Source organism: Kocuria sp. CPCC 205261, assembly GCF_040981025.1.
Classification (GTDB): domain Bacteria; phylum Actinomycetota; class Actinomycetes; order Actinomycetales; family Micrococcaceae; genus Kocuria; species Kocuria marina.
This window is the reverse complement of sequence record NZ_JAVKPU010000001.1, coordinates 354,238-377,835: the sequence shown is the minus strand read 5'-3', so window position 1 is coordinate 377,835 and position 23,598 is coordinate 354,238. Positions and strand designations below refer to the sequence as shown.

The following is a 23,598-nucleotide window of genomic DNA, read 5'->3' as shown; positions in this document are numbered from 1 at the left end:
GTCGCGGCAGCGCTGGGACCTGCAGTAGAGGCGGCGTCGTGCTGGGAACCCCGGGCGGGATCCGCCCCGGGGGTCGCCGACGGGTCGGAGGATGCGGGATCGGGGGAGGCTGCGGAAGTGGACACTGGGAGCTCCTAGGACTTCTTGACCCGGTCGGTCTTGGTTTCGAAGTGGCGGGACAGAAGCCCCAGCGGCACGGTGATGATCAGGTAGCAGATGCCGGCCACGACGAGCGGGGTCAGCCCGGCGCCGGCGTCGGAGATGCCTTCGCGGCCGAACTTGGTGAGTTCGTACTGCTGCACGCCCATGCCCAGCAGATAGACCAGGGAGGAGTCCTTGGTCAGCAGGATGACCTCGTTGGTCAGCGGCGGCAGGACGATGCGCAGGGCCTGGGGGATCACGATCGTGACCATGGCGCGGGTGTGGGACATGCCCAGGGAGCGGGCAGCCTCGTACTGCCCCGGGGGCACGGCCTGCAGACCTGCGCGGAGGGACTCGGCGATGTACGCGGCGGCGACCACGCCGAGCGCGATCATCACGGTCACGTAGTGGTTGAAGCGGAAGCCGAAGGCCAGGGGGATGCCGTAGCCCAGGGCCAGGAACACGAGCAGCGCGGGCACGCCGCGGAAGAACTCAATGTAGAGGGTCGCGATCCACCGGTAGGGCGCCACGGAGGAGAGCTTCATGAGCGCGAGGACCACACCCAGGGTCAGGCCCACCACGAAGCCCAGGACCGTGTAGATCAGGGTGTTCTTCAGCGCCACGGTGATGATCCCGGGGAACTGGTTCAGTGCGACCTCGGGGTTGAACACGCGCTGGTAGAGCACGTTCCAGTCCGCGAGGAACACGAGTGCTACCAGTACGACGACGAGTACGGCGTACTGGATGCCCCGCGACAGCTTGGCGCGCTGCCGGGTGGTCATGGCCATGGATGTCTCCCTGTCCGTGGGTTGCCCACATATGCGTGCCGGGCGGTATCACACCGCCCGGCACGGATGTCCTGCTCTCGGGGAGTGGAGCCTACAGGCCCATCCACTCCTTCTTCATCTTGTCCATGGTGCCGTCGCTCGTGATGCGGTCCAGGGTCTTGTTCACGGAGTCGAGGATCTCGGTGTTGCCCTTCTTCACGGCCACGCCCAGGTTCTCGTTGGTGTCCACGGTCTGCACGACCTCGAGGTCCGGGTTGTCCTTCGCGCGCTTGGACAGCGTGGAGATGTTCCCGGACACGGCCTGCACGCCACCGGACTCGAGGGACTGGAACATGAGCTCCACGTCCTCGAACTGCTGGGTCTTCAGGTGCTTGTCCTTGGCGAACTGCTCACCGGAGGTGGCCTGCTGTACGCCCACGGTCTTGTCCCCCACGGAGTCGAAGTCGCGGATCCCGGAATCCTTGGTGGTCAGCAGGGCGATCTGATCGTTGAAGTACGGCTTGGAGAAGTCCACGGACTGCTTGCGGGCGTCCGTGATGGTGATCCCGGAAATGGCGGCGTCGCACTGGTCGGTGTCCAGCGCCGCTCCGGACTCGAGGGTCTCGAAGTTCGCCTGCACCACGTTCTTCTCCCGGCCCAGGTCCTTGGCGATCTCGTCCCCCAGGGACATGTCGAAGCCCACGATCTTGCCGTCCTTCTCGAACTCGAACGGCGGGTACGGAGAGTTGGTGCACACGGTGAACGTGTCGGAGCCACCGGCCTGGGAGCCGCCCCCGGAGGTCGATTCACAACCGGTCAGTGCCAAGCCTGCGGCGGAGAGGACGGCGAGCGCGGGAACGAGTCGGCGCAGGGTTGACATGTGTGCTCCTCGGGGAGATGTGGGGTTCCGGGTGAAACTCGTGGCGATTTTACTACGGGGTGCCCGGATCGGCCCGGAATCCCTTTACTCCCGGTCCCACCGTGCGGGCAGGGACTCGAGCATGGGGCGCAGTTTCGCCCAGGTCTCGGCGAGCTCGGCGCGCGGATCGGATTCGGCCACGATCCCGCAGCCGGCGCTCACGCGCGCCCGATGCGCGTCCAGCTGCACGGCGCCGCGCAGGGCGATGCCCCACTCGCCGTTACCCGCGCCGTCGAGCCAGCCCACAGGGCCGGCGTAGAGCCCACGGTCCATGCGTTCGAGGTCCTCGATCACGGCCCCGGCGGTCTCGGTGGGCGTCCCGCACACCGCGGCGGTCGGGTGGACGGCCTCCGCGAGTTCGAGGGCCGAGGGCAGGGTCCCGTCCACGCCCGCACGCAATTGCGCGGTGACGTCCGACGCGAGATGCCACACGTTCGGCAGCGCCAGGATGAAGGGGTGCTCGCCGCCGGAGACCTCATCCGCGTACGGGGACAGCCCCGTGATCAGAGAGTCCACGGCGAAGCGGTGTTCGCGCTGTTGCTTCTCGGACCCGCCCAGCTCGGTACCGGCGAAGTCCTCGGGGTTGGCGCCGTCCGGCAGGTCCTGGCGGTCCAGGGTCCCGGCGAGCACACGGGCCGTGGCGGTGCCGCGATGCACCCGGATGAGCATCTCGGGGGTCGCGCCGAGCAACCGGCCCGCACCCTCCCCGTCGTCCGGGCCCTCCTGCTCGGAGCCTTCCTGCTCCGGGCCCAGGCGCACGCAGTACGTCCAGCACGTGGCGAAGCGTTCGCTCAACCGCCCCAGCACCGCACCGAGTTCGATGGGTTGCCCGGTGTCCACGACCACGTCCCGCGCGAGCACGAGCTTGTCGAGCTCCCCCGCGCGGATCATCCCCACGCCGTCCGCGACGGCCTCCATCCAGCGCTGTTCGTCCAGGGTCCCGGGCACGGCCGTGGGGTACGACGACGCCGCTGCGTCCGGTTCCTCGGGCCGCGCCACCGCGGGTGCGGCGCGCACGAGGCGACGCCACGCGGCGCCGACGTCCTCGACCGTGGGTTCGGACGGTCCGGTGGAGATCAGGGTGAGCCACGCGCCATGGGCGTCGGTGCCGATCACGAGCTCGGGGACCATGAGCCCGGAGTCCACCGTGGAGGACGGCGCGAACGCGAACGCCCCGAAGGCCAGCAAACCGGTGCCGGGGCGCTGCACGGAGTCATGCACGGTCGCGTCCTGGCGAAGCTCGTCCCACCACACGCGCGCGGAGGTGAACCGGGTCCCGCCCCGCACGCGGTAGGCCGCCACGCGACCGAGGCCGACGATTCCCTTGCCGCGCATGATCCACGTGGCCGGGTCCGCGCTGCCCAGCAACCGCCGGACGTCCGGGTTGCGGGCGAACTCTGCTGCCGCGGGAACCTCGGACAGGGGAAGGGTGAGCGCACTCAGGCGGGGCGCGGGGAACTCGGGTGTCATCGTCCTCAAGCATAGGACGCGCGCGTGGGCGCGGCGGTGTCGGTCGGGTGGGACCGGGACCGGCCCGGCTTCCTGCCGAGTCCGTGGGCGGAGCGACGACGGCGGGCACGGCGTACGTGGCGAGGCCCGCGCCACCGCATGGATGGCGGCGGTCGCGGCGACGGCGGGGACAGCGGCGTCGGCGGGCGATGACACAATGGGCGGGTGGTCCGTCCAGCACGCGGGCGCGCCGACATCACAAGGAAGAACACAGGAAGCGGAGGGCCGCGGCGCAGTGAAGGTCTTGATCAGCGGGGGAGGCCCCGCCGGTGCCACGGCGGCGTACTGGTTGGCGAGCCAGGGGATCGCGGTGACCGTGCTCGAGAAGAGCGGCTACCCGCGGGAGAAGGTGTGCGGGGACGGGCTCACGCCGCGGGCCGTGCGCCAGATGCAGCTCATGGGCTTGCCGCACGGCGCCGCGGAGGGTTATAAGGCCAACAAGGGACTGCGACTCGTGGCGTCCGGGCGCACCGTGGAGGTCCCGTGGCCCGAACTGACCGATTTCCCGTCCTACGGACTCGTGCGCACGCGCGCGGGTTTCGACGAGGACCTCGTGCGGCACGCCCGGCGTGCCGGTGCGCACGTGATCGAGCACCGCACGGTGCGGGACGTGCTGCGTGATGACACCGGGAGGATTGTGGGCGTGCAGGCAGCCGTGATGGACCCGGCGACCGGGCGACGCACCTCCGAGACGGAGGAGCACCGCGCGGACCTCGTGCTCGCCGCGGACGGCAACTCGACCCGCACCGCCGTGGCCGCGGGTCTGCACCGGCGCACGGATCGGCCCCTGGGCGTGGCCGTGCGCACGTACTACCGTTCCCCGCGCTCGGAGCTCGACTGGATGGAGGGGTGGCTCGAACTCGCGGACGGCACGGACCCCGAGCGCTCCCTGCTGCCCGGCTACGGCTGGGTCTTCGGCGTGGGGGATGGCACCGCGAACGTGGGCCTGGGCATCCTGGACACCTCGCCCGCGTTCGGTAAGCTCGACTACCGCGCGGTGCTGCGTGACTGGGCCGCGTCCATGCCCGCCGAGTGGACCTTTGACCCGGAGCACCAGGTGGGCCGGGTGGGTTCGGCCGCGCTGCCCATGGCCGGCAACCGCACCCCGCACTACGTTCCCGGGCTCATGCTGCTCGGGGACTCCGCGGGGCTCGTGTCCCCGTTCAACGGAGAGGGGATCTCCAACGCCATGGAGTCCGCGCTGTTCGCGGCGTCGTGCATCGTGGACGCCGCCGAGGCCAACGGGCCCCAGCAACGGGAGAACGCGCTCGCCCGCTACCCGCAGCTCGTGCGCGCCGAATGGGGGGCCCATTTCACGCAGGGCCGGGCGCTCGCCGAGCTCATCGGCCACCCGGCGATCCTCACCGCGGGCCTACGGGCGGGGATGAGCGTCCCGGCCATGATGCGCTTCGCGGTGCGGGTCATGACGGAACTGTCGGACCGGCCCGCCCGGACTGTGACCGATCGCGCGATCGCGGTGCTGGACGCACTGACCCCCGCGAGCTGAATTGTCGATAGAGTGGTGGATCGTGACTGACCCCAGCCGCCCGAATGACTCCCTGCGCTTGCCCGAAGGGTTCGAGCTCATCGCCCAGGACTCCCACCTGGGCCCGCTCATGCTGCGCAGCCTCGATCGGATCGAGCAGCGGCTGGCAGAGTCCGTGCACTCCGCGGACCGGATCGCGGACGTCACGGCCCGGCACCTGCTCGACGCCGGCGGTAAACGGGTGCGGCCCCTCCTCACGCTGCTCGCGGCGGAAGTGGCCGGTGAGGTCACGGACGAGGTCATCGAGGCCGCCGCGGTCGTGGAACTGACCCACCTGGCCTCCCTCTACCACGACGACGTCATGGACTCCGCCCCCATGCGCCGGGGCGTGCAGACCGCGCACACGGTGTGGGGCAACACCGTGGCCATCCTCACCGGGGACATGATCTTCGCACGTGCCTCCGCCATGGTCTCCGCCCTGGGCCAGGAACCCCTCATGATCCAGGCGACCACGTTCGAGCGCCTGGTGATCGGGCAGCTGCAGGAGACCACCGGTCCCGCCCCGGACGAGGATCCCGTGGCCCACTACATCAAGGTGCTCTCCGGTAAGACCGGTTCGTTGATCGCCGCGAGCGGTCAGTACGGCGCCCTGCTGGGCGGGGGGCCCCGCTCCGTGGTGGATCTCATGGTCGTCTACGGCGAGAAGGTGGGACTCGCGTTCCAGCTCGCGGACGACATCATCGACCTCACCGGCCACCCGGACGTCTCCGGCAAGATACGCGGTACGGATCTGCGCGAGGGCGTGGACACCCTCCCGGTCCTGCTGTTGCGCCGCGACGCCGCCGGCTCCGACCCGGCCGCCGCGGCCTCCGCGCGCGAGCTGCTCGAGCTCGTGGACGGGGACCTGTCCGACGACGCCGCCCTGGCCCGCGCCGTCGAGGCCGTGTCCGAGCACCCCGCGGCTGCGGAGGCGTGGCAGATTGCCAACGACTGGGCGGACGAGGCCATCGCGGCTCTCGAACCGCTCGACGATTCCGTGGCCAAAGCGGCACTGATCGAATTTGCGCACGGCGTGGTGCATCGCAGGGGCTGAGTTCTCAGTAAGCTTGGCGCATCCGTAATCCACTTGCGCGCCACGAGGGCTTCCGCGTGCGCGCCGATGGGATTCGTCCCGCGTGAGGTTCATCCATGTCCACAGACACGACACGTGGTCGCGCCGCGAAAGAAGCATTTTCCGGGCGCACCATGTTCATCTTCGCCGCCATCGGCTCCGCCGTGGGGCTCGGCAACATCTGGCGGTTCCCGTACGTCGCGTTCGACAACGGCGGCGGCGCCTTCATCATCCCCTACCTGGTGGCCCTGCTGACCGCCGGTATCCCGCTGCTCATGCTCGACTACGCGGTGGGTCACCGCTACCGCGGGTCCGCCCCGCTGTCCTTCCGACGGCTGCACCCCAAACTCGAGACCATCGGGTGGTGGCAGCTGGCCATCTGCGTGGTGATCGCCGTGTACTACGCCCTGATCATCGGATGGGCCATGCAGTACACCGTGTTCTCGTTCAGCAAGGCGTGGGGGGACGATCCCGCGACCTTCTTCATGAGCGACTACATGCAGGTCTCGGACGAGGTCACGATCGGCTTCGACTTCATCTGGCCGGTGTTCATCGCCACGGCCATCGCGTGGCTCGTGCTGCTGATCGTGCTGATGATGGGCGTGCAGAACGGGATCGGGAAGATCAACGTGGTGTTGATCCCGCTGCTCGTGGTCATGTTCTTGATCATGGTGGGCATGGCCCTGACGCTGCCGGGTGCCGCCGCGGGTCTGGATGCCCTGTTCACCCCGTCCTGGTCCGCACTGGGTGATTCCTCCGTGTGGGTCGCGGCCTACGGGCAGATCTTCTTCTCCCTCTCGGTGGGTTTCGGCATCATGGTCACCTACGCGTCCTACCTCAAGCCCCGCTCGGACCTCTCCGGCTCCGCGCTCGTGGTCGGTTTCGCGAACTCGTCCTTCGAGATCCTCGCCGGTATCGGCGTGTTCGCAGCACTCGGCTTCATGGCCTCGGCCTCCGGGACGGAAGTCGCCGACGTCGCGACGTCCGGGATCGGTCTCGCGTTCATCGCCTTCCCGGCCATCATCTCCCAGGCCCCGTTCGGCACGCTGATCGGTGTGCTGTTCTTCGGTGCCCTGGCGTTCGCCGGGTTCACGTCCCTGATCTCCATCGTGGAGGTCATCGTGGCCGGTTTCCGCGACAAGCTCGGGCTCTCGCGCCCCGCGGCCGTGGCCCTCGTGGTCATCCCGCTCGCCGCGATCTCCCTGCTGTTCTTCCCCACGACCACGGGGCTGAACCTGTTGGACGTCGTGGACGCGTTCGTGAACAACTTCGGCATTGTGGCCGCGGCCCTGGTGTCCGTGCTGTTGCTCACCGCGGGCTTCTCGGCGCTGCCCACGCTGCGTGACCACATCAACTCGGTCTCGTCCTTCAAGCTCGGGCGCACGTGGATGATCATGGTGGGCGGTGTGACCCCGGTGATCCTGGGCTACATCCTCATCGACCAGCTCACCGAGACCGTGTCCCAGGGCTACAACGACATGCCGCAGTGGTTCGTGAACACGTTCGGGTGGGGGATGGCCGTGGCCCTGATCGTCTTTGCCTACCTGCTGTCCCGACTGCCCTGGTCCCGGCGCACCGCGGAGGCCCTCACGAGCCCCGCCCCCGCCATCCAGGACGCCTACGTGGACCGCGGCACCCTCGCGCGCCACAAGCCCCTGTCCCACTACCAGGACACCGCGACCCGCACCCCCGCACTGGGCCAGGACTTCTCCCTGCGCGCCATCGAGGACGGGACCGTGGTGCAGCGTCAGGCCCCGTGGGCGCATGCCGGAACGGGTCACACCGACCCTGCCGGCGACGCCGCGGGCCGGTCGTCCGCGCAGGTCCAGCCCCGCCGCTCGGAAGGAGAACTCTCATGAGCACCATTTCCGTCGTCATGATGATCGTGGCCATGGTCACCGTGTGGGGTGGCCTGCTGCTCGCCCTGATCAACATCAAGCGCTCGCCCGAGGAGGTCGACGAGCTCGACACCCCGTCGGAGGGCTCCCGTGAGGACGCCGGGCACCGCGCCGCCACCGACGGTGACCCGGGATCCCGGGTGAACGCCGGCGCGGCTCCCGAGTCGCGGATCTGATTCCCGCGGTCCCATGAGAGAAGGCCACCCCTGGTCAGGGGTGGCCTTCTCTCGTACCGGGACCCCGGATCCGGGAGGCAGGACACGGGACCCGGGACCCAAGCCACGGGACCGAGAACGATGCCCGGACCCGGACCGCGGTCGGACCGCGCGGCGTCGGTAGCGTGGGACCGGATGCGTTCAGCGGCGGGGGAGACGGGGCGCGCGGGGTGCGCGGACGGCGTCGAGCACGAGCAGCACCACGGCGAGCCACACGAGGCCGAAACCGACCCAGCGCTCCGGGGGCATCTCCTCGTGGAAGACCAGGACGGCCAGGATGAACTGGCCGATCGGCGCGATGTACTGCAGCATGCCCACGGTGCTCAGTGGCAGCCGGGCGGCAGCGGCACCGAACAACAGGAGGGGCACCGCGGTGATCACACCGGAGGACAGCAGCAACAGGAAATGGCCGGTGCCCTCGGAGGCCAGGGTGATCTGGCCCTGGGCGCCCAACAGCGCGACCGCCACGAGCGCGAGCGGCGTGATCATGGCGGTCTCCCCGGTGAGGGTGATCAGCGCCGGGTAGCGCGAGCCCACTCGGGACTTGACCAGGCCGTAGAACCCGAACGTGAACGCGAGGCCCAACGAGAGCCACGGCACCGCGCCGTAGAACACGGCCATGATCACCACGGCCAGCGCACCCACGGCGATCGCGGTCCATTGCAGCGGGCGCAGCTTCTCGTGCAGCACCAGGACACCCAGCAGGATGGCCACGAGCGGGTTGATGAAGTACCCCAGGGACGCCTCGAGGGTGTGCCCCGTGGTCGTGGCGACCGTGTACAGCAACCAGTTGCCGGCGATCAGCACACCGGCCACCGTGAGCGCGAGCACCGCCGAGCCGTCCCGGAACAACCGGATGAACCGGCCCACGGAGCGGGTTACGGCCAGCATCAGCAGACAGACCACCAGGGAGAAGACGATGCGCAGGGCCACGATCTCGTACGCCGTGGCCGGGGCCAGGACCACGAAGTACAGGGGCAGCAACCCCCAGATCCCGTACGCGGCGAACCCGTAGCCGAAACCGGCCCGGGCCCTCTTCTGCTGGTGAGGGCCCGGGCCGGAAGTCGCGTTGTCAGTCACCGTCCGATCCTATCCCCGGTGACCGCCGCGTCGGTTCGCGATCAGAGGTCGAAGAAACGGCTCAGGAAACCGCGCTTCTTCTTGCCCTTCTTCTCCGCCTGCTCGTTGGTCTCGACCTCCTGGCCGTCCACCACGGCGGGGGCGGAGATGTCGTCCTCAGCAGCGCCGGGGCCGGCGACGGTCTCGCGGGCGACCACCGTCTCCCGCTCGGCCCGCTCGCGGGCCACGGTGTCCTCGGAAACGTCCCGCAGGACTGGCTGCTCCGTCGCGGGTTCGCTCGGTTCCGGCGCAGTGGGTTCGCGCGTGTCCCGCGCCGCGTCCTCGTCCTGCATCCCCGGCTGGGCCGCGGCGAACTCGGGGTCCGGGATCCGGGACATGGCCGTGGTGTTGGGGTGCGGGGAGGCCTGTGGGCCGGCGGTGGCCGCGTCCCCGGAGGGACCGGGCAGCACCGTGGTCTCCACGCGACCCGGCTCGGCGGGTCCGGAGGTGGGTTCCTGGTCGAACGGGCGGTCCGGGTCCCGCACCTCGCTCGCGGGGACGGCCACGTCCCCCTCGGGCTGCTCGGGCTCGGGCGCCTCGATCTCCTCGCGGGACAGCTCGCTGGGCAGCGGCTCCTCCTGCTCGGACGCGGACGACGCCGCTGCGGCGGCTTCTTCACGCTCGCGCCGCTTGCGTTCGGCGGACTCCACGCGCTGCTGCTCACCGAGCTGCTCGGCCTGGGCCACCGCGGCACGGCGGTCCTCGAGCAGGGCCTCGCGGTGGGTCTGCGCCTGGTGTTCGAGCTCGCGCAGTTCGTCCTCGCCCACGGAGGGCTCAGCGGGTTCCACGCCCGTGATCTGGTGGTCGTCGAACCAGAAGCGCTGAGCGCCGTCGTGCACGGTGACCACACAGGTGGCGTCCGTGTCCCACTCCACGTGGGCGCCGCGCAGCTTGGCGTAGCTGGCTACGGCGAGGTTGTGGTCCACGGCGGTGTCCGTGGTCAGGGATTCCCCGATGACCTGCATCATGCGCTGCTCCGTGAGTCGGGGCAGCTCGAACTCGGGGCCGTCCAGCAGCAACCACGCCGTGATGTTGCCACCGGCGCGCGCGGGATAGTGGGCGTAGAGACCCGTGACGGCCTTGGCGGCCAGGGTCAGCCTGCGGGCCAGACCGTCCTCGAGGGGCAGCTCGTCCGTGGTCAGCTCGGAGACCTCGTGACGCTCACCGGCCTGCTTGGCCTGCACGGCGGCGGAGACCACGCGCGGGTTGAAGTGCCCAAGCTCCTGCCACGACCACACGAAGGACCCGCGGGACGCAGATTCGGTGCCCAACAGGTAGGGGGTCAGGGTGACGGGAGGCGTGGTTTGCAGGGTGAACGACGGCGCGGAAAAGTCCACGTCCCACTCCGCGCCCTGGGACAGTTCCGCCAGCACTGCCTGGTATTCGGTGGAAAGGAAGATCGACGCGTCGATCAACTCCTGCAAAGTTTTCGTCATGGGTCCAGGCTAACAACTGGCGCGGACGCCAGCGCGCGCCGGACGGCACGTCGGTGCCTGTGGGGCCCCTGTATCTGCCCGCGGCACGTACCCCACGACGACGCCGCGGCCGCACCGAGCGACGTCGCGCCCCGCGGCCGTGTTGGGACCTCGCACGCGAGCGGTTCGTTAGGCTGGGGGCGCGCGGCGCCCGGCAGCGACCGGGGGAGATCGCGCGAACTTATAGCGAGCGGACCCGTGGCTCACGGGTCGAAGGGACACCACACCATGACCTCTGAGCCTCGGCCCGAATCGACGACCCCCGCACCCAGTGAGCGTGAACTCGTGGCACGGGTGGGCGAATGGGTGATGTCCGTCCTGCGCACGGAACCGGGCTGGGACACCATGCTCGTGGAGTTCAAGCCCCAGGGCGGGCGGGTCCATCTGCGGGTGGTCGAGAACAGGGACGGCTCCGTGATCCCCGGGGCGGCAGGGCCCATCAAGCAGGACAGCCCGGTGCTGGAGACGATCGCGCAACTGCAGCGCAGCTGCGCGGTGCCCGGGCGGGGAAGCTGGTTCACCGCGTCCGTGAGCATCGCCGCGAGCGGGTGGCCCGAGCCCACGCTGCACACGAGCGCGTCCTACAATTTCCGGGAGCTGCCCCGCCCCTACGCGGACGAGGGCGCCTACACGGGTCGGGACGTGCTGGCTCAGCTGACTGAGTTCCCGCGTACCCAGGAGCGCACGCCGCTGTGGGCCTTGGAACTGGCCGATGAGGCCGGGGTCGAGCTGCCGTTCGCACCGACCTCCGAGGACGACTCCCACGGGGACGTGCACCCCCGGTTGCGCGCGGCGGCCGAGGCGTTCACTCGCGAACCCGGGGAGCGGACCCTGGCCGGGGCCCTGCGCGAGGCGTTGGCCGGGACCGTGCTGCTGGACATCTCCGGATCGGACCTGGTCCCGGGGGAGGACGGTCAGCCCGTGGGGCCGCAGTCCCACATCCGGGTCCAGGCGGTCGCCCAACCCGACGGTGGTCGCGCACTGGCCGTGTATACGACCGCCGAGCAGGCCCGCGAGATGTTCACCCGCAGCAACAAGAACCCGGATCTGGCCGAACCCGTCCTGCTGCGCCAGCGCGCGAGCGCGATGATCGAGATGGTCGCGCAGGACACCCAGTACGACGAGATCGTGGTGGACCCGGCGTCCGAACACGCCCTGCGGATCCCCCGCCAGCAGATCGAGTGGGTGGGCCGCTCACCCCACAACGAGGCACTCAAGCAAGCGCTGCTGGACAATGCCATGGCGGACGTCCTGGGGGCCCTGCTCAACCCGAACGGTTACCTCATGCTCGGCACCCGGGACGAGGGGGAGAACGCGATCCCGGTCATGGTCCAACCCTCCGAGGAGGGCGCCGCACCGGATACCCTGCTGGTCTTCACGTCCGCGGCGGAGGTGGCCGCCCTGGACCCGGCGCTCACGGTGCGCTCGGCCCCGTCCCGGAAGATCCTGGAGTTCGCGCTCGAATCGGGTGCGGCGGCCATCTGCCTCAATGCCATGGCCCCCGTGGCCACCCTGCCCACGGCGCAGCTACGGGAGATGCTGGAGCTCGTCACGCAGCGCGAACAGGGCGGTACCTCGCAGCCTCGCGACTGAGAGGTCGGTGGGTCGGAATTGCGGCGCATCTCGTCCGCAGTTTCCACACCCGCGGGGCGTGTCCGGGGGTGCGCCAGGGCTGTATGCCAGGGCCGCGCGTCAGGGAGCCGGTGTCAGCGTGGCTCAGCGGGCCTCGGTCGCGCTCGCCGCGAGCTCTTCCTGGCAGCGGGGGCACACACCCCGGTAGACGACCTCCGCGGCTAGCAGCTCGAAGCCGTGGTCCTGGGACGGCGTGAGGCACGGGGCATGGCCCACGGCGCACGGCACGTCCTGGACCACTCCGCAGCGCACGCAGTACGCATGGTGGTGGTTGTCCCCGGTGCGGATCTCGTAGCGCGCGGGGGATCCGGGCGGCTCGAACTTGGACACCATCCCGATCGCCGCGAGGTCCGCGAGGACCACGTAGACGGACTGGACGGACATATTGGGCAGCACGGAGCGGACCTGCTGCACGGTGTCCTCGGCGGTGGCGTGCGGGACCGCAGACACGGCGTCCAACACGGCAAGACGTTGTTTGGTGACCCTGCGCCCGTGCGAGCGCAGATGCGAGGTCCACGCATCCCGCGACGGGTGCGGCGCGGCCTGAACGGTGGTCTCCATGGGATGATTCTATTCTTATTCTGAGCCACTCACAATAGTCGCGGTTACGGCGCTCCCACGCTGCCGACGCCGCCGTCCCCGTCGACATGTCCGTCCCCGCCCGCGGCCCCGGGGCACCGCCGTGGTCCACTCGCGGCCCGCCCGCCGCGTGGGGCCGTCGCGGTCCGGGACGGGCGCGCGGAAGGCCGCGCGCAGCGGCGTCGTCATCCGTGACGGGACCCGCGAAAAAAGTTTTCGGATCTCGCGTCATGATTTCCGATCCCGTGCGTCTACGTAGTGGATCCCGCGCGGGCTGCGCGGGATCCCGGACGGTCCGATCGCTCTGGGACCGGCGAACCGGTGCCGCGATCACCACGGGGACACATCGCGCGGCACGCGGCGGGTGAGAGCGTCTCTTTGCCGGACGGGCTGTCCGGCGCGGGGGAGGGAGATGGCACTAGGAGACGGGGGTGGGACCGGCGTGGGGGCGCCGGTCCCGCCCCCGGCCATGACCGGGCCGGCGCGGTGACAGCGGGAACGCGGGGGGAGGGGCGGGGTCGCGGAGTGCCGCGCAGCGCCCGCGGCTGTCACAATGGAGGTACCGAGTTACTTCCAGTGGGCAGAGAGCGCCATGTCACACAGAGCAGTTCCCGGCACCGGGGACCACCCGGGCCAGGGCGGCCAACGCATCAGCGACGAACACCTGTTACGCGCGGTCCGCGAAGGTGACTCGCATGCCTTCGCCACGCTCTACGAACGGCACCGCGGGGCGGCGCTGGCCGTGGCCCGCATGCATTCCCGCAACGAGCCGGAAGCGGAGGACCTCGTCTCCGAGGCGTTCACGCGCGTGTTCGCGCTGCTCAAGGAGGGCAAGGGCCCCCGGGAGTTCCTGCGCGCCTACCTCGTTACGGCCGTGTCCCGGCTCGCTGCGGACCGCGCCAACGAGCTGAGCCGCACGCGTCCCGTGGACCCCCAGCCGGACGGGCCGCTGGACCGTGTGCAACTGTTCGAGGACACCGTAGTGCGCCAGGTGGACTCCGTGGTGGTGGCCCGCGCGTTCGCGTCCCTGCCAGAGCGCTGGCAGGAAGTGCTGTGGTACCTCGAGATCGAGGGGCGCAAGCCGCGTCAGGTGGCCTCCGCCGTGGGCATTCAACCCAACGCGGTCTCCGCGCTGGGCACACGCGCACGGGAGGGACTCCGCACCGCCTACATGCAGGAACACGTCTCGGTGCGAGCACTCGAGGACTGCGGCGAGTACTCACGACAGCTCGGTGCGTTCGCGCGCGGTTCCCTGACCCCGTCACGCACCAAGGTCGTGCAGGAACACCTGGACCGGTGTCCCCGCTGCACCGCCGAGTACCTGCAGCTCCAGGACCTCGGGATCGGGATGCGCGGTTGGCTCCTGCCCGTCCTAGCCGGACTTCCGTTGTGGGCCGGCGCGGGCGGTCGGCTCGTGGACGCGCTCGCCGGCACGTCCCTGGCGGGCTTCGGGGCTGCCGCGTCCCAGGCTCCGGGAGTCGCGGGGACCCCGGCTTTCGATGGCGCGGCGGGGAGCGCCATCGCAACCTCCGGGGGTCCGGGTGCCGGCGGCTCCGTGGCCGGCGCGGGCGCCTCGTCCGGGGCTGCAGCCGCAGGGCAGTCCACGGGGATTGCTGCGTTCGCATCGTCCGGTACGGGCCTGGCGATCGCCGCGGTCGGCGTCCTGGTTGCGGCCGCCGCGGCCGTGGGGATCGTGGCCGTGTCCAACTCGCCGGACGATCCCTCGGGCGGTGCGCCCGCCGTCGCCGTCCCCCCGGATGTGAACTCTTCCGACGGCGACGCCGCTGCGTCCGGCGCCCGCGGTTCTTCCGAGACACCCGCAGCCGGTCGCGACGACGATGCGGACGGCAGTGATTCCCGCGATGGGGATTCCGCCGGTCGGGACTCGGACGGCGGTGCCGCCGATGGTGGAGATTCCGCGTCCGTGGCTCAGGGGGACTCGGGCGGTTCCGACGGTGGAGGGTCCGTGGCCCTCGGCGATTCCGACGCGTCCCGCCCCGAGCAGGCCCGCGAGGACGTCCCCCAGGGACAAGGCCCGGACGGCCAGGCCGGCCGCAATCAGGGTGACTCGCAAGGTCGCTGGCCGGGCGGTGCGCCACTGCCCGGGGACCCGGGTGCGCCGGGCAACGGAGCGGGCGGTGCGACGTCGTCCTCTGCCCCCGACCTCGGCACCGATCCGGACGTCCCGCCCACGCCGTCGCCGAGCCCGTTCCCGGGTGACGCGGACCCGGGAGGGAACCCCGCGGACCCGGGCGAGGGAACCTCCCCCGCGCCGTCGGACGCTACGCAAACACCGGTCCCGTCCCCCTCGACGGGGGTGGCACCACCGCCCCCGACGACCACGGACCCCGGCTGCGAGGTGTCGTTCGGACTGGGAGGGTGGGAGATCATCTGCCTCGACGGGCTGCCCCCCGCTGCCCACATTTCCCCCACTGCCCGCGCCGCCGTTGCCGCCGTCCGCATTGGTACCGTCGGTATCCCTCAACATTTTCTTGCCCGGCTAGACCCCACAGGAGAACACTGAATGCACCGCCATTACAACGGACTGAAGACCGTGCTGCTGTTGGGCGGTATGTGGGTGGTGTTGCTGGCGATCGGCTGGATCATCGCCGGGGCCACGCGCAGCTCGTTCTTCATCATTTTGTTCGCAGTGATCGGGCTGATCGGTACCGCATACAGCTACTGGAACTCGGACAAGCTCGCCATCCGGTCCATGCGGGCGGTGCCCGTGAGCCCGCAACAGGCACCGGCCATGTACCGGATCGTGGAGGAGCTCTCCCGCCGGGCGGAGCAGCCCATGCCGCGGCTGTACATCGCGCCCACCATGAGCCCCAATGCGTTCGCCACCGGACGCAACCCGGACAACGCCGCGGTGTGCTGCACCGAGGGGATCCTGCAGATGCTCGACGAACGCGAGCTGCGCGCGGTGCTCGCCCACGAACTCATGCACGTGTACAACAGGGACATCCTGACCTCGTCCGTGGCGGCCGCGGTGGCGGGACTCATCACGTCCGCCGCGCAGGTGCTGCAGTTCGCGGCCATCTTCGGCGGCGGGCGCGGTGACGACAACCGCGGTGGCAACATGCTCGTGGGGTTGCTCATGGCGTTCCTCGCACCCGTCGCGGCCACCGTGATCCAGCTCGCCATCTCCCGCACGCGCGAGTACGACGCCGACGAGGACGGCGCCAAGCTCACCGGCGACCCCCTTGCGCTCGCCTCGGCACTGCGCAAGATCGAGGGCGGCGCGTCCCAGCGGCCCATGAACCCGGAGGACCAGAAGGTGGTCAACACGTCCCACCTGATGATCGCCAACCCGTTCCGCGGCGGTGCGGTCTCCGGCCTGTTCCGCACCCACCCCTCCACCGACGACCGCGTGCAGCGGCTGCAGAACATGGCACGCAACGGCGGGTTCTACGGCCGCTGACGCGGCGTTCGGGTTTCGACGTCGTGGTGGGCGTCGCGTGCGACCGGCCCGTCGCGTCGTCCCACGACTGCGGCCCGCGTGTCCGCCGTCGTGCCCGGGGGGGGCGAACCCCGTACGGAAGAAGCCGTGATCCCCGCTCGGGGCTCACGGCTTCCTGGTCTGCGGATGCGGACCGGCGTGTGACGGGCGTGGGGCCGACGCGGTGCTGGCGCAGCGCCGGGGCCGGGTCACGTCAGCGGTAGTTCACGAACTGCAGGTCGACCTCCACGTCCGATCCCTTGAGCAGCGCGATCACGTCCTGCAGGTCGTCACGGGACTTGGACGAGACGCGCAGTTCATCACCCTGGATGGTGGCCTTGACACCCTTGGGGCCCTCGTCACGGATGAGCTTGGTGATCTTCTTGGCCTGGTCCTGGGCGATGCCCTCCTTGATAGAGCACTCGATGCGGTACTCCTTGCCGGAGGCGTAGGGCTCGCCGTCGTCCAGGGACTTCAGGGAGATCCCGCGCTTGACCAGCTTGGACTGGAAGACGTCCAGGACGGCCTGGGCACGCTCCTCCGAATTAGCCTTGATCAGGATCTTCTCGCCGGAGAAGTCGATATCCGCGCCCACCCCGCGGAAGTCGTAGCGCTGGGCCACTTCCTTCTGGGCCTGGTTCAGGGCGTTGGACACTTCCTGCTTGTCGACCTTGCTGACCACGTCGAATGATGATTCCGAAGCCACGGTTGTCCTCCTGGGTGTGTTGGGTGCGTGATGTCACCCACCAGCCTAATTGCCCGCGATGAGCGCATTCGTGCCGGAACCGGGCGGATCGGTGGTGATCGGGCTCCCCGCGCAGTTCGCGATCACCCGCGTGGGGGCACCGATGTCACGCTCCCGGCCGTTCAGGGGTTGTGGGGGGCACCCGCGCTGATTTGGGGGACGGGGGGTGTGCTGTGTAATGTTGAGGTGCTCCCGCACGGCGGGGGTGCAATGCGCTCTGTGCGCTCTCGGCAGGTTACCCGAGCGGCCAAAGGGGGCTGACTGTAAATCAGCTGGCACTGCCTACGGGGGTTCGAATCCCTCACCTGCCACCCACGGGGATGAGCGATCATCCCGAAGGGGCTCCCCGGATGACATGATCCGGGGAGCCCCTTCTTTCGTCCCAGGGCCCTGCTGCAGTCGCGACTTCCTTGCCAAGCTCCGCGGCTCATCCGCCCTCCGTGCCGACCGCATCGAATTCCTAGTGGAGCACAAGCAGCTGAGGGCGCCCATTTCTGCTTTAGCTCAGTAAAAGCCGCAGGATGGGGCGTGATGTGTCGGGGCGGAGCCCATGGATGTGGGCAGCGGGGTGGGTGGCAGGTGCGGGAGTTCCGAGCAGCGCGGGTGGGCTCAGCGCAGCGCCGGGAGGACCTCTCGACCGAGCAGTTCCACGGTCCGCAGCGCCGCGTCGTGGGGCAGGCCGTTCACGTCCACGCGCACGAGCACCCGATCCAGCTCCAACGTCTCGCGCATGGCCCGCAGCTTGGTGACGACGTCGCTCACACCGCCCACGAGCAGCGCACCCTCCGGCCCGCACTGTTCGCGGAACTCCTCCGGTGTCCACGCGGGGTCGTCGGCGCTTGCGGCGCCGAAGGTTCTCGTGCTGGCGGCGAAGTGTGGATAGGCGAGGGTGAGGGCGTCGGGGGAGCGGGCGTCGTCGTCGTCGGACACCACGAGGCCCGGCAGCAGCAGGCCCACCGCGCCGCGCGTGGAGTGCCTGAAGCCGCGCAGCGCCTCCCGGTACGCCTTGACGTACGGCACGAGCTGGTCCCAGCGGCCTTCCATGACGTTGAGCATCACGCCGATCCCGTGTCCCGCGGCCCGCAGCACCGAACGCGGCGAGCCCGACGACGCCGCCCACACCGTCTCGCGCGTCCCGCCCACGGGCGGTGGCAGGGTGACGCCCGCGGCCTCGGGACGGTGGACGCCCGCGAGATCGGTGGGGCCGGGGGCGAGCAGCTCGAGCAGCTGGTCCAGGCGTTCCTCGAAGATCTGCTCCTGGTCGAGCGGATCCACACCGAACAGCCGCAGATCCCGGTCGGTCCCGCCCTGGCCGGCCACGAGCTCGGCGCGGCCACCGGAGACCGTGCCCAGGCTGCGCAACTGCTCGGCCACGCGCACGGGATCCACGGTGGTCAGGACGGAGGCGGCAGCGCACAGGGTGACGCGCGGGGCATGGGAGCTCAGGGCGGCCAGCAGCTGCAACGGATCCGGGTTGACGTGCTCCGCCCCGTGGCCCTCACCGACGGCCACGATGTCCAGGCCCACCCGGTCCGCGGTGCGGGCCAACTCGATGAGCTGCAGGAACCCCTCCCGCGGACTGGGAAGCTCACCCGTGTCGGGGTGGGGAGCGCGTTCCCCCCACGTGGCGATACCGAGTCTGAAGGTCACGGGTGGCTCCTCACGGGTGATTCTCGGGAATGCCGACGGCGCGGCGCCCAGGGCGTTCCTTGAGCCCGCAGTGAACGTTCTGGAGCCCGGCGGAACGGAGTCCTACGCTGGTTTCATGGCTACTGTAGACATCACCCAGGACACCCTGGGCCAGACCATTTCTGACAACGACATCGTGTTGCTGGACTGGTGGGCGGACTGGTGCGGACCGTGCAAGCAGTTCGCACCCACCTACGAGGCCGCCTCCGAGAACAACCCCGAGATCGTATTCGGCAAGGTGGACACCGAGGCCGAGCAGGGCCTGGCCGCCGCCGCCCAGATCTCCTCGATCCCCACGCTCATGGCGTTCCGCGAGGGCATCATGGTGTTCTCGCAGCCCGGCGCGCTTCCCGCATCCTCGCTCGAGCAGGTCATCGACGCCGTCAAGAACCTGGACATGAACGAGGTCCGCGCGGAGGTCGAGAAGCAGGCCGCCGAGGCGGAGACCGGCGCCGCGGGGGATCAGCAGAACTGATCCTGAGTTCCACGGCGTATGTAGACCCGGTAGTGGCGCGCACTTCTCGTCATACACAGATGATGTGATGCCCGCGCCACACGGCACACGCCCATGAAACACGGAGGGCGGCTCCCGAAGGAGTCGCCCTCTCCGTATATCCGGTCTGAATGCCCGGGCCGCTTGTCCGGCGGGATGTGGGACCCCGCCGCCCGTCAGTCGTTCTTCCTGCGGCCCGTCACGCCGCGGAAACCCCCAGCAGGGAACCGATGAGGAAGGTCGCACCCAGGGCCAGCGCACCGCCCACCACCACGCGGGTCGCGGCACGGGCCACGTGCGGGGTGTCACCCAACCGGGCACCGAGCGTCCCTGTGAGCGCGAGCGCCACGAGCACGGCCACGAACGTGACGGGGATCCGCCATGGGGCGGGCGGGAGCAGGATGGCCAGCAGCGGCAACAATGAACCCAGCAGGAACGCCACCGCGGAGGAGATCGCGGCACCCCACGGGCTGGGAATGTCATCCGGGTCAATCCCGAGTTCGGCATCCAGGTGGGCACGCAACACGTCCTTCTCGGACAGTTCCACCGCGACCTGTCGGGCCGTGGTCTCGCTCAACCCGCGATCCCGGTAGATCTGCGTGAGTTCGTCGAGCTCGGCCTCCGGCATGGCCTGTAGCTCCCACTTCTCCTTCTCGATGAGAGCTTCCTGCGAATCCTTCTGACTCGACACGGACACGTACTCGCCCAGCGCCATGGACAGTGCGCCGCCGATCACGGCGGCCGAACCGGCCACGAGCACGGGCGTCGTGGCCGCGGTGGCCCCGGCCACGCCGACGACGGTCGCGGCCACGGACACGATGCCGTCGTTCGCGCCCAGGACCCCGGCGCGCAGCTTGTTCATTTTCTCCCCGGACTTGGTCGCGTGCGGTTCCACCGCGGTGTGCTGTGCCATGCAGATAGTTTGCGTCGCAAATGAAAACCCCGCCAGGCAGGCAAGCCAAACCTCAGTCGGGCTGTCATCCGCGGGAGAGCAGCACGCGCGGCACGCGACATCATGCCCCGCCCGCTCTTTGGGGCGACTCCGCTCTGGAGTAGCCCGTTCGCCGCGGCGGCGCCGATCCAGGGGCGGGCCCATCAAACCCCGTCAGTGGTGACGATGATCCTGGGGTGTGAGGCGGGGTCCGAACGCGGGTTTGCGGTGCCCACTGGCCTTGATGAGCCGCACGACCCGCTGCCGGTGACCTCGCCACGGTTCGAGCAGTTCGAGCATGCGCTCGTCCGATCCGGGGGCGCCGTCGAAGAACCAGCACACGTAGTCGGCCAGGTGGAAGTCCCGCACGCTCACGCCGTCCGGGTCTGCGTGGGTGCACTGGGTGATCTCCGCGGCCGTCCACACACCGATCCCGCTGATCGATTGCACTGCGGCCCGCACCCGCGCCGGATCCGGCTCCCGGCCAAGGCGCTCCAGGGCCGACGCCCGCTGCACCGTGCGCATGACCGTCGCGGAACGGGCGGGGTCCACGCCCGCCCGGTGCCACTGCCAGGACGGCACCCTGCGCCACTGCTCGGCCGTGGGCGGCACCCGCATCCCGCGCGGAGCGGGTCCGGGTGCCTCCTCACCGATCCAGCGCAGCAGCGCCCGGTACGCCCGCACGGCCTCGATCGCCGTGACGCGCTGTTCCAGGATGGAGACGACGGCGCGGTCCAGGACGGTGCCCGTGGCCGGCAAGCGCATCCCCGGGTGGTCGTGGCGCGCCCTGACGAGCCGGTGCGGCAACTGCGCAAAACCCGCCGAGGACTCGAACTCCTCCCACGAATCGTCGTGGCCCACCCACCGGGGCGCGGACGGCAACCACTGCTGCGCGCCCGGACCCCACGCGTCCACGACGACGTCCCGGTCCAGGGGGTTCTCACCCGCGACGCGAGGTGGGCGGGAGAACCGCGCACTCACCGGCAACCCGCTCGAGCGCGTGGTGATCCACACGCAGTCCTCGTTCAGGATGCGCACCGTGGGATCGTCCGCACCGCGCCCGAGCACCCGCAGGGTCTGGCCCAGGTGCACGGGCCCGGGTGGCGTCCAGCGCAACCGGGCGGGGGAGTCCCCCGAACCGGTGACTCGCGCTGTCCGCACCGTGGTGGTCATGCGCAGATGATGCCACGGGTCTCCGACACCCTCGCGCGCACCCGGCTGGCATACTGGGTCCGACAACCCCGCCGCCCGGCACAGGCACCCCGGAGGGAGGACCGTGGCCCGTTCCCCCGCATCGGCCGACCCCGGGCAGACTCGTCCCGCATGGTTGCTACCCGTCCTCGTGGGAGCGTTCACGACCGCGGTGTACTGCGCGTTCTCCTGGAGCCAGTGGATCCGCTGGGACGTCCCCTCGTGGGACAACGCGATCTTCACGCAGCTGCTCTCCGCGTACGCCTCCGGACACGCACCGATCGTGGACATCAAGGGCCACGGGTTCAATCTCCTGGGGGATCACTTCCACCCGCTGCTGATCGTCCTGGCACCGATCTACGCCGTGCTCCCCTCCGCGCTCACCCTCATGATCCTGCAGGACGTCCTCTTCGGGAGCTCCGCCGCCGTCGTCACGCGGTGTGCCCTGCATGTCCTGCGCCCCGCCCCGGCCGTCGCGATCGGCGTGGCGTACGCGGCGAGCTTCGGACTGCAGAACGCGGTCGCGGTGCAGTTTCACGAGATCGCGCTCGCCGTGCCGCTGCTCGCGCTCGGTTTATGCGCATTGCGGGAACGGCGGTGGCGCGCGGCCGCCCTGTGGAGCGTGCCCGTGGCCCTCGTCAAGGAAGACCTGGGGGTTACGGTCGCGGTGATCGGGGCGCTCATGCTCGGTCACGCGCTGGTCCCGTTCGCGCGTGGGTGGAGCCGTGCGGTACGACGCCGCTGGGCCGAGTTCCGCGCCTACACCCACCGCGGCGCAGGGCGCAGTGCCGTGCACGGGACTGAGGATGGTGTCACCGCGGATGCCCGCCAGGATGGGGACCGCGGCGCCGCACAGACATCGGCGGATCCCGCGAGAGCGGTCCTGCGGGATCCGGCCGCGCGGTGGGGCGCAGCACTCATGGTGTGGGGCATCCTGGCCTCCGCGCTCGCGGTGGGGGTGATCCTGCCCGCGCTCAACCCCGCGGGGGAGTTCGCGTACTCGGACAAGATCGACCTGGCACTTCTGCTGCGCGATCCCACCTCCGTGGTCGTGTTGCAGGTCGTCCCGGTTGAGAAGCTTGTCACGTGGCTGCTCCTGCTGCTGATCGGCGCCGTGGTGGCGGTGCGCTCACCCCTCGCGCTGGTGGCGCTGCCCACGCTCGCGTGGCGCATGCTGTCCCCCAACCACGGCTACTGGGGGCCGGGGTGGCACTACAGCGCGGTGTTGATGCCTGTGGTCTTCGTGGCGCTCGTGGACGCCATCGATCGGCTCCGCAACGATGCGGATCGCGCGCGGAAGGCGGGGAGCGACGTCGTCGTCCGAGACGGCCCGGCGCGCCGAGGAACCGCGGGGGATCATGCCGGGAGCGGGGTTACGAACGGACGCCTCACCCGTGACCGCTTACCGTTCCTCCCCGGCGAGGGTGCGGTGCTGCGCACCATGGCGCGCGCGGCCCCGTGGGCGGCGCTGGTCGTCGCGCTCGCGGTGGGCACCCAGCAACCGCTCGCGCAACTGGCCACCGCCGAGGCATGGCAACCCGATCCGCGTCAGGACGCCAAGGCCGCCGCGGTGGAGCGCATCCCGCACGGGGCGAGCGTGGCCACGGACCTCTCGCTCATGAACGGGCTCGTGAGCACCACCCGCGTGCACTGGATCGGCAACGGGGACGATCCCGCCCCCGAGTACGTGGTCGTGGACCGGCTCGGCGGGACGTGGAGCGGCGAGCCACCAGCGGACGTCACGGGCTACGCGCGGGACATGTACGGGGTCGACTACACGGTCGTGAGTGACGAGGCGAACATCGTGGTGGCCCGCAGATCGGCCTGACATGGCCCGGCCGTGCGGTAGGCTAGTGGTTTATCATCCCGGTTTCTTGTCTGTCGTAACCGTTTCGCCGTAGCGGGCATGTCGGTCCAGGACTTCAGCGGTAGTACCGCGCGCACCGGTGACAATCACTCCATTCCACCGAAGCGAGGTTCTTCCGTGTCCACTGACTCCCTGTCCCAGAACGAAAATCCCCACAACGAGACCCCCGAGCACGACGCCGCTCCCGCCGTGACCGACGCCCCCGACAACCACGACGTCGTCGTCGACGCGCAGCGCACCGACAGCGGCGAGGCAACCGAGCCCGCCGACCAGCCTTCCGAAGCCGAGCAGACCGCCCGGGACGACGACGCCGCCGAGCCGGCCGAGCAGCCCGTCGAGAACGACTCTGCCGAGAAGCGCGCCGAGAACGGCTCCACGGAGAAGCCCGC

19 protein-coding genes and 1 tRNA gene are annotated in these 23,598 nt (G+C 70.1%); 10 read left to right on the top strand and 10 right to left on the bottom strand.

Annotation, left to right across the window (positions count from 1 at the left end):
- Nucleotides 1–134 precede the first annotated feature (134 nt).
- The 3 genes from RF646_RS01790 to RF646_RS01780 all read right to left on the bottom strand — a co-directional run bounded on the left by RF646_RS01790 (nucleotide 135) and on the right by RF646_RS01780 (nucleotide 3,297).
- Complete coding sequence (locus tag RF646_RS01790; RefSeq protein ID WP_064846689.1) at nucleotides 135–929, bottom strand: amino acid ABC transporter permease; 795 nt, start codon at nucleotides 927–929, stop codon at nucleotides 135–137.
- Nucleotides 930–1,020: 91 nt separating this feature from the next.
- A complete protein-coding gene (locus tag RF646_RS01785) occupies nucleotides 1,021–1,788 on the bottom strand; it encodes an ABC transporter substrate-binding protein (protein WP_064846690.1) in 768 nt (255 codons plus the stop codon).
- An 84-nt stretch (nucleotides 1,789–1,872) separates the two neighbouring features.
- Complete coding sequence (locus RF646_RS01780) at nucleotides 1,873–3,297, bottom strand: isochorismate synthase MenF (RefSeq protein ID WP_368835041.1); 1,425 nt, start codon at nucleotides 3,295–3,297, stop codon at nucleotides 1,873–1,875.
- Nucleotides 3,298–3,571: 274 nt separating this feature from the next.
- Between RF646_RS01780 and RF646_RS01775 the strand changes: the two genes are divergently transcribed.
- The 4 genes from RF646_RS01775 to RF646_RS01760 all read left to right on the top strand — a co-directional run bounded on the left by RF646_RS01775 (nucleotide 3,572) and on the right by RF646_RS01760 (nucleotide 8,007).
- Nucleotides 3,572–4,843, top strand: a complete 1,272-nt coding sequence (locus RF646_RS01775) for a geranylgeranyl reductase family protein (RefSeq protein WP_368835040.1) — start codon at nucleotides 3,572–3,574, stop codon at nucleotides 4,841–4,843.
- 109 nt (nucleotides 4,844–4,952) lie between these two features.
- Nucleotides 4,953–5,915 carry a polyprenyl synthetase family protein gene (locus tag RF646_RS01770; RefSeq protein ID WP_085108442.1) on the top strand — a complete coding sequence of 321 codons (963 nt, stop codon included), beginning with the start codon at nucleotides 4,953–4,955 and terminating at the stop codon, nucleotides 5,913–5,915.
- Nucleotides 5,916–6,010: 95 nt separating this feature from the next.
- Nucleotides 6,011–7,792 carry a sodium-dependent transporter gene (locus RF646_RS01765; protein ID WP_368835039.1) on the top strand — a complete coding sequence of 594 codons (1,782 nt, stop codon included), beginning with the start codon at nucleotides 6,011–6,013 and terminating at the stop codon, nucleotides 7,790–7,792.
- Nucleotides 7,789–8,007, top strand: coding sequence for a methionine/alanine import family NSS transporter small subunit (locus RF646_RS01760; protein WP_270450114.1), 219 nt, complete (start codon nucleotides 7,789–7,791; stop codon nucleotides 8,005–8,007). Before RF646_RS01765 ends, RF646_RS01760 begins: the two co-directional genes overlap by 4 nt.
- 180 nt (nucleotides 8,008–8,187) lie before the next feature.
- On the opposite strand, the gene rarD is transcribed toward RF646_RS01760, so the two are convergent.
- Entirely contained in the window at nucleotides 8,188–9,126 is a 939-nt protein-coding gene (gene rarD / locus RF646_RS01755) for an EamA family transporter RarD (RefSeq protein WP_270257199.1), read from the bottom strand.
- 41 nt (nucleotides 9,127–9,167) lie between these two features.
- On the bottom strand, nucleotides 9,168–10,601 hold the full coding sequence (locus RF646_RS01750; protein ID WP_206398561.1) for a DUF6882 domain-containing protein: 1,434 nt from the start codon (nucleotides 10,599–10,601) through the stop codon (nucleotides 9,168–9,170).
- A gap of 267 nt (nucleotides 10,602–10,868) precedes the next feature.
- Here RF646_RS01750 and RF646_RS01745 point away from each other — a divergent pair, with 267 nt between their 5' ends.
- The gene (locus RF646_RS01745; protein ID WP_167318157.1) at nucleotides 10,869–12,233 is read left to right on the top strand and encodes an SseB family protein; all 1,365 of its coding nucleotides are present in this window, start codon (nucleotides 10,869–10,871) and stop codon (nucleotides 12,231–12,233) included.
- A 123-nt stretch (nucleotides 12,234–12,356) separates the two neighbouring features.
- Here the strand turns inward: RF646_RS01745 and RF646_RS01740 are convergent, their stop codons facing one another.
- Nucleotides 12,357–12,833, bottom strand: coding sequence for a Fur family transcriptional regulator (locus RF646_RS01740; RefSeq protein WP_085108389.1), 477 nt, complete (start codon nucleotides 12,831–12,833; stop codon nucleotides 12,357–12,359).
- 610 nt (nucleotides 12,834–13,443) lie between these two features.
- On the opposite strand from RF646_RS01740, the gene RF646_RS01735 reads away from it, so the two are divergent.
- Both RF646_RS01735 and htpX read left to right on the top strand, forming a co-directional pair.
- Nucleotides 13,444–15,375 (top strand): sigma-70 family RNA polymerase sigma factor, encoded by a 1,932-nt coding sequence (locus tag RF646_RS01735; protein ID WP_368835038.1) that lies wholly within the window; start codon nucleotides 13,444–13,446, stop codon nucleotides 15,373–15,375.
- The gene (gene htpX, locus RF646_RS01730; RefSeq protein ID WP_368835037.1) at nucleotides 15,376–16,275 is read left to right on the top strand and encodes a zinc metalloprotease HtpX; all 900 of its coding nucleotides are present in this window, start codon (nucleotides 15,376–15,378) and stop codon (nucleotides 16,273–16,275) included.
- Nucleotides 16,276–16,507: 232 nt separating this feature from the next.
- Here the strand turns inward: htpX and RF646_RS01725 are convergent, their stop codons facing one another.
- Nucleotides 16,508–16,999 carry a YajQ family cyclic di-GMP-binding protein gene (locus RF646_RS01725; protein WP_035960096.1) on the bottom strand — a complete coding sequence of 164 codons (492 nt, stop codon included), beginning with the start codon at nucleotides 16,997–16,999 and terminating at the stop codon, nucleotides 16,508–16,510.
- A gap of 268 nt (nucleotides 17,000–17,267) precedes the next feature.
- Here RF646_RS01725 and RF646_RS01720 point away from each other — a divergent pair.
- A tRNA-Tyr gene (locus RF646_RS01720) sits at nucleotides 17,268–17,349 on the top strand.
- 298 nt (nucleotides 17,350–17,647) lie between these two features.
- On the opposite strand, the gene RF646_RS01715 is transcribed toward RF646_RS01720, so the two are convergent.
- On the bottom strand, nucleotides 17,648–18,688 hold the full coding sequence (locus RF646_RS01715) for an LLM class flavin-dependent oxidoreductase (RefSeq protein WP_368835036.1): 1,041 nt from the start codon (nucleotides 18,686–18,688) through the stop codon (nucleotides 17,648–17,650).
- A gap of 115 nt (nucleotides 18,689–18,803) precedes the next feature.
- On the opposite strand from RF646_RS01715, the gene RF646_RS01710 reads away from it, so the two are divergent.
- Nucleotides 18,804–19,202, top strand: a complete 399-nt coding sequence (locus RF646_RS01710; RefSeq protein WP_064846723.1) for a co-chaperone YbbN — start codon at nucleotides 18,804–18,806, stop codon at nucleotides 19,200–19,202.
- 217 nt (nucleotides 19,203–19,419) lie between these two features.
- On the opposite strand, the gene RF646_RS01705 is transcribed toward RF646_RS01710, so the two are convergent.
- Together RF646_RS01705 and RF646_RS01700 are read right to left on the bottom strand one after the other, a co-directional pair.
- Nucleotides 19,420–20,133 (bottom strand): VIT family protein, encoded by a 714-nt coding sequence (locus RF646_RS01705; protein ID WP_098055985.1) that lies wholly within the window; start codon nucleotides 20,131–20,133, stop codon nucleotides 19,420–19,422.
- Between the two features lie 192 nt (nucleotides 20,134–20,325).
- Nucleotides 20,326–21,324: a DNA-3-methyladenine glycosylase gene (locus RF646_RS01700; protein WP_144931511.1), complete on the bottom strand. Its 999-nt coding sequence runs from the start codon at nucleotides 21,322–21,324 to the stop codon at nucleotides 20,326–20,328.
- A gap of 103 nt (nucleotides 21,325–21,427) precedes the next feature.
- Here RF646_RS01700 and RF646_RS01695 point away from each other — a divergent pair, with 103 nt between their 5' ends.
- Nucleotides 21,428–23,170 (top strand): DUF2079 domain-containing protein, encoded by a 1,743-nt coding sequence (locus RF646_RS01695; protein WP_368835035.1) that lies wholly within the window; start codon nucleotides 21,428–21,430, stop codon nucleotides 23,168–23,170.
- Nucleotides 23,171–23,598 lie beyond the last annotated feature (428 nt).

What these genes read in the sequence shown, in the direction of transcription:
- RF646_RS01790 (WP_064846689.1), bottom strand. Translation starts at nt 929, where the DNA reads ATGGCCATGACCACCCGGCAGCGCGCCAAGCTGTCGCGGGGCATCCAG.
- RF646_RS01735 (WP_368835038.1), top strand. Translation starts at nt 13,444, where the DNA reads ATGTCACACAGAGCAGTTCCCGGCACCGGGGACCACCCGGGCCAGGGC.
- RF646_RS01785 (WP_064846690.1), bottom strand. Translation starts at nt 1,788, where the DNA reads ATGTCAACCCTGCGCCGACTCGTTCCCGCGCTCGCCGTCCTCTCCGCC.
- RF646_RS01705 (WP_098055985.1), bottom strand. Translation starts at nt 20,133, where the DNA reads ATGGCACAGCACACCGCGGTGGAACCGCACGCGACCAAGTCCGGGGAG.
- RF646_RS01780 (WP_368835041.1), bottom strand. Translation starts at nt 3,297, where the DNA reads ATGACACCCGAGTTCCCCGCGCCCCGCCTGAGTGCGCTCACCCTTCCC.
- RF646_RS01740 (WP_085108389.1), bottom strand. Translation starts at nt 12,833, where the DNA reads ATGGAGACCACCGTTCAGGCCGCGCCGCACCCGTCGCGGGATGCGTGG.
- RF646_RS01760 (WP_270450114.1), top strand. Translation starts at nt 7,789, where the DNA reads ATGAGCACCATTTCCGTCGTCATGATGATCGTGGCCATGGTCACCGTG.
- RF646_RS01770 (WP_085108442.1), top strand. Translation starts at nt 4,953, where the DNA reads ATGCTGCGCAGCCTCGATCGGATCGAGCAGCGGCTGGCAGAGTCCGTG.
- RF646_RS01765 (WP_368835039.1), top strand. Translation starts at nt 6,011, where the DNA reads ATGTCCACAGACACGACACGTGGTCGCGCCGCGAAAGAAGCATTTTCC.
- RF646_RS01700 (WP_144931511.1), bottom strand. Translation starts at nt 21,324, where the DNA reads ATGACCACCACGGTGCGGACAGCGCGAGTCACCGGTTCGGGGGACTCC.
- htpX (WP_368835037.1), top strand. Translation starts at nt 15,376, where the DNA reads ATGCACCGCCATTACAACGGACTGAAGACCGTGCTGCTGTTGGGCGGT.
- RF646_RS01710 (WP_064846723.1), top strand. Translation starts at nt 18,804, where the DNA reads ATGGCTACTGTAGACATCACCCAGGACACCCTGGGCCAGACCATTTCT.
- RF646_RS01745 (WP_167318157.1), top strand. Translation starts at nt 10,869, where the DNA reads ATGACCTCTGAGCCTCGGCCCGAATCGACGACCCCCGCACCCAGTGAG.
- RF646_RS01750 (WP_206398561.1), bottom strand. Translation starts at nt 10,601, where the DNA reads ATGACGAAAACTTTGCAGGAGTTGATCGACGCGTCGATCTTCCTTTCC.